9 protein-coding genes are annotated in these 11,532 nt (G+C 58.9%); 7 read left to right on the top strand and 2 right to left on the bottom strand.

The features are described 5' to 3' along the window. The first annotated feature begins 5 nt into the window (after positions 1-5). Entirely contained in the window at positions 6-770 is a 765-nt protein-coding gene (locus CS390_RS20230; RefSeq protein ID WP_065761990.1) for an amino acid ABC transporter ATP-binding protein, read from the top strand. Between the two features lie 46 nt (positions 771-816). Here the strand turns inward: CS390_RS20230 and algW are convergent, their stop codons facing one another. Continuing rightward, on the bottom strand, positions 817-1,974 hold the full coding sequence (gene algW / locus CS390_RS20225) for a Do family serine endopeptidase AlgW (RefSeq protein WP_099775737.1): 1,158 nt from the start codon (positions 1,972-1,974) through the stop codon (positions 817-819). Positions 1,975-2,200: 226 nt separating this feature from the next. Here algW and CS390_RS20220 point away from each other — a divergent pair, with 226 nt between their 5' ends. From CS390_RS20220 to CS390_RS20205, 4 genes are all read left to right on the top strand, one after another. Then, complete coding sequence (locus CS390_RS20220; RefSeq protein ID WP_065761276.1) at positions 2,201-2,959, top strand: Nif3-like dinuclear metal center hexameric protein; 759 nt, start codon at positions 2,201-2,203, stop codon at positions 2,957-2,959. A gap of 137 nt (positions 2,960-3,096) precedes the next feature. Then, entirely contained in the window at positions 3,097-4,014 is a 918-nt protein-coding gene (cysD, locus tag CS390_RS20215) for a sulfate adenylyltransferase subunit CysD (RefSeq protein WP_099775736.1), read from the top strand. A 14-nt stretch (positions 4,015-4,028) separates the two neighbouring features. Continuing rightward, positions 4,029-5,930, top strand: a complete 1,902-nt coding sequence (gene cysN / locus CS390_RS20210) for a sulfate adenylyltransferase subunit CysN (protein WP_099775735.1) — start codon at positions 4,029-4,031, stop codon at positions 5,928-5,930. A gap of 225 nt (positions 5,931-6,155) precedes the next feature. Continuing rightward, positions 6,156-6,644 carry a hypothetical protein gene (locus CS390_RS20205; RefSeq protein ID WP_099775734.1) on the top strand — a complete coding sequence of 163 codons (489 nt, stop codon included), beginning with the start codon at positions 6,156-6,158 and terminating at the stop codon, positions 6,642-6,644. 329 nt (positions 6,645-6,973) lie between these two features. Here the strand turns inward: CS390_RS20205 and CS390_RS20200 are convergent, their stop codons facing one another. Further along, positions 6,974-7,453, bottom strand: a complete 480-nt coding sequence (locus CS390_RS20200; protein WP_099775733.1) for an Lrp/AsnC family transcriptional regulator — start codon at positions 7,451-7,453, stop codon at positions 6,974-6,976. 127 nt (positions 7,454-7,580) lie between these two features. Here CS390_RS20200 and CS390_RS20195 point away from each other — a divergent pair, with 127 nt between their 5' ends. After that, positions 7,581-8,777, top strand: a complete 1,197-nt coding sequence (locus CS390_RS20195; protein ID WP_099775732.1) for a methionine gamma-lyase — start codon at positions 7,581-7,583, stop codon at positions 8,775-8,777. 60 nt (positions 8,778-8,837) lie between these two features. Continuing rightward, positions 8,838-11,504 (top strand): alpha-ketoglutarate dehydrogenase, encoded by a 2,667-nt coding sequence (gene mdeB / locus CS390_RS20190; RefSeq protein ID WP_256587643.1) that lies wholly within the window; start codon positions 8,838-8,840, stop codon positions 11,502-11,504. Positions 11,505-11,532: the final 28 nt, after the last annotated feature.

Below are 11,532 nucleotides of genomic sequence, written 5' to 3'. Positions count from 1 at the left end.
TTCCCATGAGTGAAGCGATCAAACAGCCTGTGAGCCCTGAAGGCATTATTCAGATGCAGGGCGTGAACAAGTGGTACGGCCAGTTCCACGTGCTCAAGGACATCAACCTCAATGTGCGCCAGGGGGAGCGTATCGTCCTGTGCGGGCCTTCGGGGTCGGGCAAGTCGACGACCATCCGCTGCCTCAACCGCCTTGAAGAGCACCAGCAAGGCCGCATCGTGGTCGATGGCGTCGAGTTGACCAACGACCTCAAGCAGATCGAGGCGATTCGCCGTGAAGTGGGCATGGTGTTCCAGCACTTCAACCTGTTTCCGCACCTGACCATTTTGCAGAACTGCACCCTGGCACCGATGTGGGTACGCAAGATGCCCAAGCGCAAGGCCGAGGAAATCGCCATGCACTATCTGGAGCGGGTGCGGATTCCCGAGCAAGCCAACAAGTATCCGGGGCAGTTGTCCGGTGGTCAGCAGCAGCGGGTAGCGATTGCCCGGGCGTTGTGCATGAAGCCAAAGATCATGTTGTTCGATGAGCCAACCTCTGCGCTCGACCCGGAGATGGTCAAGGAAGTGCTCGACACCATGATCGGCCTGGCCGAAGACGGCATGACCATGCTCTGTGTGACCCATGAAATGGGCTTTGCCCGGACCGTGGCGAACCGGGTGATCTTCATGGACAAAGGTGAGATCGTTGAGCAGGCGCCGCCGAACGACTTCTTCGACCGGCCTCAGAACGAGCGAACCAAGCTGTTCTTGAGTCAGATCCTGCACTAAGGGCTGAAATGCAATCGCCGGCTTTGCCGGCGATTGCATTAAGGGATCAGTTGTTTTCTGTCTGCACCGGCGCGGGTGGCGGACGCAGGCCGACTTCAGCGACCAGCTTGAGCGCCTTGCCGTTGCGGATCACCTCGATCGTCACTTTATCGTTGGGCTTGGTCCGCGCCACCTGATTCATCGAACGACGGCCATCACCCGCTTCCTCACCATTGATGCTCAAGATCACATCGCCCAATTGCAGGCCGGCCTTTTGCGCTGGGCCATCGCGGAAGATCCCGGCGACGACGATGCCTGGTCGGCCCTGCAGGCCGAACGAATCCGCGAGTTCCTGAGTCAGGGGTTGTACTTCGATGCCCAGCCAGCCCCGGATTACCTGGCCATGCTCGATGATCGACTTCATGACTTCCAGGGCCAGCTTGGTCGGGATGGCGAAGCCAATGCCTTGCGAGCCGCCGGACTTGGAGAAAATCGCCGTGTTGATACCGGTCAGGTTGCCGTTGGCATCGACCAGCGCGCCGCCCGAGTTGCCCGGGTTGATCGCGGCGTCCGTCTGGATGAAATCTTCATAGGTGTTCAAGCCGAGTTGGTTGCGCCCGGTGGCACTGATGATACCCATGGTGACGGTTTGGCCGACGCCGAACGGGTTGCCAATCGCCAGGGCGACATCGCCGATATGAATACCGTCGGAGCGACCAATGGTGATTGAGGGCAGGTTTTTCAGGTCGATCTTCAAGACCGCGAGGTCGGTCTCAGGGTCGCTGCCAATGACGCGGGCGAGGGTTTCGCGGCCGTCCTTGAGCGCCACCACAATCTGGTCCGCCCCGGCGGTCACGTGGTTGTTGGTCAGCAGGTAGCCTTCCGGGCTCATGATCACGGCTGAACCCAGGCTGGACTCCCAGCGTTTTTGCTTGGGCAGGTTATCGCCGAAGAAGCGGCGGAACTGCGGGTCCTCGAACAGCGGGTGAGCGCTCTTGTTCACCATTTTGGTGGTGTACAGGTTGACCACGGCAGGAGCGGCAATGTTCACCGCATCGGCGTAGGACACCGGCCCCTGCATGATGCGTGTGGTTTGCGGCGCCTGCTGCAAATTGACATCCTGGCTGGGCAAGCCAACCCACTGTGGGAAGCGCAGGATGACCAGCAGGGCGACCAGTACACCGGTCAGCAGTGGCCAGCCAAAGTAACGCAAAGCCTTGAGCATTGAACGAGTCTCGGGAGTTGGCAGAGGGCCGCGAAGTAGTAAGGCGCGCGATCATACTGTGTCAGGCGTTGCGCCGGAACAGCACAACGTGATGACGGATAGCGGTAACTGATCTGGCGCCCCAGGCGTATGCCGTCGGTTTCCCCAAACCGGTCGACGGCCCATAATGACGTTCATTATACGAGGCCTTGTGCCGCGCTGAACTGCTGAATTAAGGAGTCTTTTCATGGCTGTCGCCCTGAGCACCCTGGTCGAGGAAGCCGACCGTTACCTTGGCAGTGCAAAAATTCAGGATTACTGCCCCAATGGCCTGCAAGTCGAGGGCAACCCACAGGTAACGCGCATTGTCAGTGGTGTCACTGCCAGCCAGGCGTTGCTCGATGCTGCTGTCGAGGCCGGCGCTGACCTGGTGCTGGTTCATCATGGTTATTTCTGGAAGGGTGAGAACCCTTGTATCACCGGCATGAAACAGCGCCGCCTGAAGACCTTGCTCAAGCACGACCTGAGCCTGCTGGCCTATCACCTGCCGCTGGACCTGCACCCGGAAGTCGGCAACAACGTGCAACTGGCGCGGCAACTGGAGATCACCGTTGAAGGCCCTCTGGATCCTGAAAACCCACGGGTAGTGGGATTGGTCGGCTCGCTGGCCGAACCGCTTTCTGCGCGTGATTTTGCCCGCAAGGTGCAGGATGTGATGGGGCGTGAACCCCTGCTGATCGAAGGTGACGGGGTTATACGCAGGGTCGGCTGGTGTACGGGCGGTGGCCAGGGCTATATCGATCAGGCGATTGCAGCCGGTGTTGACCTGTACCTCAGTGGCGAAGCGTCCGAGCAGACCTTCCACAGCGCACGGGAAAACGGCATCAGCTTTATCGCCGCAGGCCATCACGCGACCGAGCGTTATGGTGTGCAGGCACTGGGCGATTACCTGGCGCGGCGATTCGCACTGGAGCATCTGTTCATCGATTGCCCGAACCCCATCTGAAACTCAAAACCCCTAGGCATATTCTTATACCGTTTCGTTCTAGTTTGCTTCCTCAATAGAATTGGACGCTGTGCTAGAGTGCCGAACGCGAACACGGCCCGCTGGCCGTCCATAAGATCGATTTTCCGTGAGTAGCCATGGTCGACAAACTGACGCATTTGAAACAGTTGGAGGCGGAGAGCATCCACATCATTCGTGAGGTGGCCGCCGAGTTCGATAACCCGGTGATGCTGTACTCGATTGGCAAGGATTCGGCAGTGATGCTGCATCTGGCGCGCAAGGCTTTCTTCCCGGGCAAGCTGCCGTTTCCAGTGATGCATGTCGACACACAGTGGAAATTCCAGGAGATGTACAGCTTCCGCGACAAGATGGTCGAGGAAATGGGTCTGGAGCTCATCACCCACGTCAACCCTGAAGGCGTCGCCCAGGGTATCAACCCGTTCACCCACGGTAGTGCCAAGCACACCGACATCATGAAGACCGAGGGCCTGAAGCAGGCGCTGGACAAGTATGGTTTCGATGCCGCGTTCGGTGGTGCTCGTCGCGATGAAGAGAAATCCCGCGCCAAGGAGCGTGTGTACTCGTTCCGCGACAGCAAGCACCGCTGGGACCCGAAGAACCAGCGTCCTGAGCTGTGGAACGTCTACAACGGCAAGGTGAACAAGGGCGAGTCGATTCGTGTGTTCCCGCTGTCGAACTGGACCGAGCTGGACATCTGGCAGTACATCTACCTGGAAGGTATCCCGATCGTGCCGCTGTACTTCGCTGCCGAGCGCGAAGTGATCGAGAAGAACGGTACGCTGATCATGATCGACGACGAACGCATCCTCGAGCACCTCTCCGACGAGGAGAAGGCTCGCATCGTCAAGAAGAAAGTGCGTTTCCGTACCCTTGGCTGCTACCCGTTGACGGGCGCGGTGGAGTCCGAAGCTGAAACCCTTACGGACATCATTCAGGAAATGCTCCTGACGCGAACGTCCGAACGCCAGGGCCGTGTCATCGACCACGATGGCGCCGGTTCGATGGAAGACAAGAAACGTCAAGGCTACTTCTAAGTTAGGGTCAGAGCATGTCGCACCAATCCGAATTGATCAGCGAGGACATCCTCGCTTACCTGGCCCAGCACGAACGTAAAGAACTGCTGCGCTTTTTGACCTGCGGTAACGTCGATGACGGCAAGAGCACCCTGATCGGGCGCCTGCTGCACGACTCCAAGATGATCTACGAAGACCATCTGGAAGCGATCACCCGCGACTCGAAGAAAGTCGGCACCACTGGTGAAGACATCGATCTGGCGCTGCTGGTCGACGGCCTGCAGGCCGAGCGTGAGCAAGGCATCACCATTGATGTGGCCTACCGCTATTTCTCCACCGCCAAGCGCAAGTTCATCATTGCCGACACCCCGGGCCACGAGCAGTACACCCGCAACATGGCGACCGGTGCTTCTACCTGCGACCTGGCGATCATTCTGGTCGATGCCCGCTATGGCGTGCAGACCCAGACCCGCCGTCACAGCTACATTGCGTCGCTGCTGGGTATCAAGCACATCGTTGTCGCCATCAACAAGATGGACCTCAAGGGCTTCGACGAGCAGGTCTTCGAGTCGATCAAGGCCGACTACCTGAAGTTTGCCGATGCCATCAAGCTGAACCCGAGCAGCCTGCACTTTGTACCGATGTCGGCCCTCAAGGGCGACAACGTGGTCAACCGCAGCGAGCGTTCGCCGTGGTACACCGGCCCTGCGCTGATGGAAATTCTGGAAACCGTGGAAGTTTCCGCCGACCGCAACTTCACCGACCTGCGCTTCCCGGTGCAGTACGTGAACCGGCCGAACCTGAACTTCCGCGGCTTTGCCGGTACGTTGGCCAGCGGTGTCGTACACAAGGGCGACGAGATCGTCGTTCTGCCGTCGGGCAAGAGCAGCCGGGTCAAATCCATCGTCACCTTTGAAGGTGAGCTGGAACAGGCAGGCCCAGGCCAGGCCGTAACCCTGACCATGGAAGACGAGATCGACATCTCCCGTGGTGACTTGCTGGTGCATGCCGACAACGTTCCACCGGTGACCGACCAGTTTGATGCCATGCTCGTGTGGATGGCTGAAGAGCCCATGCTGCCGGGCAAGAAGTACGACATCAAGCGTGCTACCAGCTACGTGCCGGGCTCGATTGCCAGCATCACCCACAAGGTTGATGTGAACACCTTGGAGCAGGGCGCCGCCAGTGCGTTGCAGCTCAACGAAATCGGTCGGGTCAAGGTCAGCCTGGACGCGCCGATTGCCCTCGACGGCTATGACAGCAACCGCACTACCGGTGCTTTCATTGTCATCGACCGTCTGACCAATGGCACCGTGGGTGCCGGCATGATCATCGCGCCACCGGTTGTACCGCATGGTTCGGTGGGGCATCACGGCAAGATGGCTCACGTGGCCACGGAAGAGCGTGCACTGCGTTTCGGTCAGCAACCGGCCACCGTGCTGTTCAGCGGCCTGTCGGGCGCGGGCAAGAGCACCTTGGCGTATGCCGTTGAGCGCAAGCTGTTCGACATGGGCCGTGCGGTCTACGTGCTCGATGGCCAGAACCTGCGTCATGACCTGAACAAGGGCCTGCCACAGGACCGCGCCGGGCGTACCGAGAACTGGCGCCGTGCCGCGCACGTTGCGCGTCAGTTCAACGAAGCCGGCCTGCTGACCCTGGCGGCCTTCGTCGCGCCGGATGCCGAAGGCCGTGAACAGGCCAAGGCGCTGATCGGCAAGGAGCGTCTGGTCACGGTCTACGTCCAGGCGTCGCCAATGGTTTGCCGCGAGCGTGACCCGCAAGGGCTCTACGCTGCCGGTGGCGACAACATCCCGGGTGAGTCCTTCCCGTACGATGTACCACTGGATGCCGATCTGGTGATCGACACCCAGAGTGTCAGCCTGGAAGACGGCGTGAAGCAGGTGCTGGATGTGCTGCGTAAGCGCGGCGCGATCTAAGCGTCTGGCTTGACCGAAAACCCCGCGCTTGTCGCGGGGTTTTTTATTTTAGCCATGCCCCTTTGCACGGTTATAAGGTCTGCATTTGAATAACCGAGATAATATCAGTGTGGCAGTTTTGCTCTACGTATGCGTTTTGTTTTTAGTGCTGATAAATAATTATGTTTTTTTCTTGCATGTTGCTGATTGAATCTAAGTAACCCAATCAGAAGTGTGAGGTGTGAAATGGCAATTCAATATGTACCTTTTAATGCGTCGGGATCCATGCTTCTTCCACCTAATCATATGATGAGGCCTGGTCAGAGGCTTGTTTCAGAAAATGGAAGATTTCATTTGGTTCTGCGGTCGGATGGGAATCTTGTGCTTGTTGAAGAGGGAAAAACTGTATGGATTGCTGGTTCGTCTCAGCCCTACAGTCGTACCTTAATTCGAAAGAAAATGAGGGAGTCAACGCACTTCGTCGTCAGCAATAGTGGGTTTTTATATGATCCTTCTCGAAAAAGGCTTTGGATTGCAGAGAGTTCGCACACCTTAGATAAATCAAAGTGGTACAACAGTTGTATGGTGCTGCGTGACGATGGAAATCTGGTTATTTACGATCGGCGTAATGGCCATCCTTGTTGGGCTCGTTTCGGCTTCGTACCGGGGCGACTGCCTAAGCTGAAGCCATACAAGGAACTTTTCAATTTTCCTATTTATGAATGGAATTTTTAAATATCAGTTTATGGAGCACTCCGGCCTGTTAGCGTCTATTTTGCAGCGATGCGCTAGCTCTGGGTCATATTTTTGTAAAATAAAATGTCCATTGGTGCATGCGGCAGTGAGTGCAGCTATCAAAATAGCGAATAGATACTTCATGGCGTCCTCTCATCTGATGTGCGTCATATGAAGACTAGCAAAGTCGTCATGCCTCGATACCTCGTTGAGGGGTGCTTTTTGTGGCTTGCATCGCAGGCTAATGAGTGAGTATTCATTAGCCTGCTGCCAAGGTTTCTGATTGTCTTGTGGGAAATTTCGGTTAAGTGATTGAGCCCGGCGATAGACTAAATATGTTTTTCCGACACCGGTATCACCCGTCGCTCCTTCACCGCCTTGAAGGAAAAACTCGAGTAGATCTCCTTTACACCCGGTAGTGACTGCAACACCTCGCGGGTGAATTCGCCGAACGATTCCAGATCGCGTGCGAGGATTTCCAGCAGAAAGTCATAGCGCCCGGAGATGTTGTGGCAGGCGACGATCTCTGGAATTTCCATGAGCCGTTGCTCAAAGGCGCGCGCCATTTCCTTGGTGTGCGAGTCCATCATGATGCTCACGAACGCGGTCACGCCAAACCCCAGGGCCTTGGGCGAGAGGATGGCCTGGTAGCCGGTGATGTAGCCGCTCTCTTCCAGCAGTTTGACCCGCCGCCAACAGGGGGAGGTGGTCAGTGAGACGCTGTCGGCCAGCTCGGCGACGGTGAGCCGGGCATTGTCTTGCAAGGCCCCCAGCAGGGCACGGTCGGTACGGTCGATGGCGTTAGGCATGATTTGCCCTCCACGGTCTTTTATTGTTGTTTTTATGCCAATAATTGCCGAGAAAGCTGGGTTTATTTGGAAAAATATCAGCACTTGAGTGGCATAAGCTTATAGCAAACCATAAGAGGCTGTTGCCATGCGCGACTCCAACAATAAATCCGGTTTTTCTACGCGTGCCATTCACCATGGTTACGATCCGTTGGCGCACAACGGCGCACTGGTGCCGCCGATCTACCAGACTGCCACGTTCGCATTTCCGACGGTTGAGTACGGTGCAGCGTGCTTTGCGGGGGAGGAGGCGGGGTACTTCTACAGCCGTATTTCCAACCCTACCCTGGCCTTGCTGGAGGCGCGCATGGCTTCGCTGGAAGGCGGCGAGGCCGGGCTGGCGCTGGCGTCGGGTATGGGCGCGATTACCTCCACGTTATGGACCTTGCTGCGTCCTGGCGACGAAATTCTGTTGGGGCGTACCCTCTACGGCTGCACCTTCGCGTTCTTGCACCACGGCATTGGCGAGTTCGGTGTCACCTCGCGGCATGTCGATATGAGTGACCTGCAAGCGCTCGAAAACGCGATCACTCCGGCCACGCGGGTGATCTACTTCGAGTCACCGGCCAACCCGAACATGCAACTGACTGACATCGCCGCCGTGGCGAAAATCGCCCATCAGCACGGCATCATCGTCGTGGTCGACAACACCTACTGCACGCCGTATCTGCAGCGTCCACTGGAGCTGGGCGCGGATCTGGTGGTGCATTCGGCAACCAAATACCTCAGTGGTCACGGTGATATCACCGCTGGCCTGGTCATCGGCAGCAAGGCGCTGGTTGACCGTATTCGCCTGGAAGGCCTCAAGGACATGACCGGCGCTGTCCTCTCGCCGCATGACGCCTCGCTGCTGATGCGCGGCCTGAAGACGCTCACGCTGCGTATGGAGCGCCACTGCAGTAATGCGCAGGCCATTGCTGAACTCCTCGCCGAACAAGCGCAGGTGGAGTTGATCAACTACCCCGGCTTGCCAGGTTTTTCCCAATACGAACTGGCACAGCGGCAAATGCGCTTGCCGGGCGGGATGATTGCCTTTGAACTCAAGGGTGGCATTGCCGCCGGTCGGCGTTTCATGAATGCCCTGCAGTTGTTCAGCCGTGCCGTCAGTCTGGGCGATGCTGAATCGCTGGCCCAACACCCGGCGAGCATGACCCATTCCAGCTATACCCCGCAGGAGAGGGCCCAGTACGGCATCTCCGAGGGGTTGGTGCGGTTGTCGGTGGGGCTGGAAGACATCGATGACCTGCTGGCAGACATCGCGCAGGCATTGAAGGCCTGTGCCTGAGCTGACATGGATGAGGTCAATGCGATGGTGGCAATGATGAACCGTGTGCCTGGCGACGGTATGGCAGGGCAGCCTGGACATGACCCGCAGGTCGATCCCGATCCGGGCGAAACGGCCGAGTGGCTTGATGCGCTGGACTCGACCTTGCGGCATTGTGGCCCGGCGCGTGCGCGTTTTTTGCTGGAGCAACTGGAGGCGCACGCCCGTGAGTTGGGCCTTGAGCGCGGTGCTCAGGCGTATTCGGCGTACCGCAATACGTTGTCGGTAGAGCAGCAGGGCGCCTATCCCGGTGACCTGGAAATTGAAGAGCGGATTACCCGTTTGCTGCGCTGGAACGCGTTGGCAATGGTGGTTCGAGCCAACCATGCCTACGGTGATCTGGGTGGGCATATCGCCAGCTACGCTTCGGCCGCCGAAATTTTCGAGGTGGGTTTTCAGCATTTCTTCAAGGGCGGTGAGCCTCAGCACGCCGATCTGGTGTTTTTTCAGCCGCATTCAGCCCCTGGTGTTTACGCCCGGGCGTTCCTTGAAGGGCGACTGAGTGAGGCGCAACTGTCGCGCTATCGGCAGGAGGTCGAGGGTGGCGGCCTGTGTTCTTATCCGCATCCCTGGTTGATGCCTGACTTCTGGCAGTTCCCCACCGGTTCGATGGGAATCGGCCCGATCAGTGCGATTTACCAGGCGCGTTTCATGCGTTACCTGCAGCACCGTGGGCTGGCGGATACTGCCGCTCGGCATGTCTGGGGCGTGTTCGGGGACGGTGAGATGGACGAGCCGGAGTCCATTGCCGGGCTGACCCTGGCGGCCCGTGAGCAACTGGATAACCTGACGTTCGTGGTCAACTGCAACTTGCAGCGCCTGGACGGGCCCGTACGGGGCAATGGACAGATTGTCCAGGAGCTGGAAGCCCTGTTCAGCGGTGCTGGCTGGCAGGTGATCAAGGTGCTGTGGGGTTCGGAGTGGGACGCGCTGTTTGCCCGCGACAGCGAGCATGTGTTGTTGCGTCAGCTTGCGGCGACCCCCGACGGGCAGTTCCAGACCTTGGGGGCCAATGACGGCGCCTATAATCTTGAGCATTTCTTCAATCAGAGCCCGGCGTTGCAGCAGTTGGTGGCGCACATGAACTCGGCCGAGATCAACGCCCTGAAGCGCGGTGGCCACGATTTTCGCAAGCTGTATGCCGCCTTCGCTGCGGCCAAGGCCTGTAAGGGGCGGCCAACCGTGATCCTGGCCAAGACCAAGAAGGGTTATGGCATGAGTGCTGCCGGTGAGTCGCGGATGACCGCGCACCAGGCGAAAAAACTCGATGTGCAGGCCCTCTTGGCCTATCGCGACCGCTTCCATCTGCCGCTCTCGGATGCCGATGTCGAACAGCTGCGCTTCTACCGTCCACCGGAGGACAGCCCGGAAATGCGCTATCTGCAAGCGCGTCGTGCGGCACTGGGGGGCTTTTTGCCAGCGCGTCGCAGTGAGGTTCGGTCGATACCGGTGCCATCGCTGGATGCCAGTGCAGGGTTTGCGCTGCAGGCGGATGGCAAGGAAATGTCTACCACCATGGCGGCGGTTCGCGTACTCAGCGCCTGGTTGAAAGCGCCGGAGCTGGGGCCGCGCATTGTGCCGATCGTGGCGGATGAGGCGCGCACATTCGGCATGGCCAGCCTGTTCCGGCAGATCGGTATCTACTCGCCGCAGGGGCAGCGCTACGAGCCGGAAGATGCCGGTTCACTGTTGTTCTACAAGGAAGCGCAAGACGGTCAGTTGTTGGAAGAGGGCATTACCGAAGCTGGGGCGCTGTCCTCCTGGGTCGCGGCTGCCACGTCGTATGCGGTGCACGGCGAACCGATGTTGCCTGTGTATATCTATTACTCGATGTTCGGTTTCCAGCGGGTGGGCGACCTGATCTGGGCCGCCGCCGACCAGCGTGCCCGGGGCATCCTGCTGGGGGCTACCGCCGGGCGTACCACGCTCGGCGGTGAAGGCCTGCAGCATCAGGATGGTTCCAGCGTGGTGATGGCGTCCATGGTGCCCAATTGCCGGGCCTGGGAGCCATGCTTCGCGGGTGAGTTGGCGGTCATTCTGGAGCATGCTGCGCGGCGGATGCTCGGCGAACAGTGCGACGAATTCCACTACATCGCCGTGATGAACGAAAACTATCCACAGCCCTCGCTGCCCGAGGCCGCTCATGCAGGGGTGCTGCGAGGTATGTACCGGTTCACTGAGCACTCGCTGGAGCGCGCCGTGGGGCGCGTACGTCTGCTGGGCTCCGGGGCGATTCTGCGAGAGGTGATTGCCGCCAGTGAGCTGCTGGCGAACGAGTGGCAGGTTGAAAGTGAAGTGTTCAGTGTCACCAGCTTCAGTGAGCTGGCTCGCGATGCGCGCGATGCACAACGTGCTGGCCGTTGCGCGAAGGCAGGGGTAGCGGCCAGTTACGTCCAGCAGTGTTTGGGGGGGAGCGCGCCGATCGTCGCTGCCAGTGATTATGTGCGGGCCTGGCCGCAGTTGATTGCCGAGTACCTGTCGGCGCCTTATGTCACCTTGGGCACTGACGGTTTCGGTCGCAGTGATACGCGGCAGCAGTTACGTCGGTTCTTTGAGGTCGACCGCTTCAGCATTGTCCTGGCCAGCCTGCATAGCCTGGTGCAGAACGGGGCGTTGGCGCCGAGTGTGCTGGAGCAGGCTGTAGCGCGGTATTCCGTCTGTAGCGAGACGGCGCCGTGGTATAGCTGATGTGGGATGCAGGCTTGCCTGCGATCGC

It is taken from the genome of Pseudomonas sp. HLS-6 (assembly GCF_002753995.1).
GTDB classification, from domain to species: Bacteria; Pseudomonadota; Gammaproteobacteria; order Pseudomonadales; family Pseudomonadaceae; genus Aquipseudomonas; species Aquipseudomonas defluvii.
This window is presented reverse-complemented; position numbering and strand designations above follow the sequence as displayed.

Excerpts from the sequence above, each read along its gene's own strand:
- CS390_RS20200 (WP_099775733.1), bottom strand. The coding sequence starts at position 7,453 with ATGCCTAACGCCATCGACCGTACCGACCGTGCCCTGCTGGGGGCCTTG.
- CS390_RS20205 (WP_099775734.1), top strand. The coding sequence starts at position 6,156 with ATGGCAATTCAATATGTACCTTTTAATGCGTCGGGATCCATGCTTCTT.
- algW (WP_099775737.1), bottom strand. The coding sequence starts at position 1,974 with ATGCTCAAGGCTTTGCGTTACTTTGGCTGGCCACTGCTGACCGGTGTA.
- CS390_RS20230 (WP_065761990.1), top strand. The coding sequence starts at position 6 with ATGAGTGAAGCGATCAAACAGCCTGTGAGCCCTGAAGGCATTATTCAG.
- cysD (WP_099775736.1), top strand. The coding sequence starts at position 3,097 with ATGGTCGACAAACTGACGCATTTGAAACAGTTGGAGGCGGAGAGCATC.
- cysN (WP_099775735.1), top strand. The coding sequence starts at position 4,029 with ATGTCGCACCAATCCGAATTGATCAGCGAGGACATCCTCGCTTACCTG.
- CS390_RS20220 (WP_065761276.1), top strand. The coding sequence starts at position 2,201 with ATGGCTGTCGCCCTGAGCACCCTGGTCGAGGAAGCCGACCGTTACCTT.
- mdeB (WP_256587643.1), top strand. The coding sequence starts at position 8,838 with ATGGCAGGGCAGCCTGGACATGACCCGCAGGTCGATCCCGATCCGGGC.
- CS390_RS20195 (WP_099775732.1), top strand. The coding sequence starts at position 7,581 with ATGCGCGACTCCAACAATAAATCCGGTTTTTCTACGCGTGCCATTCAC.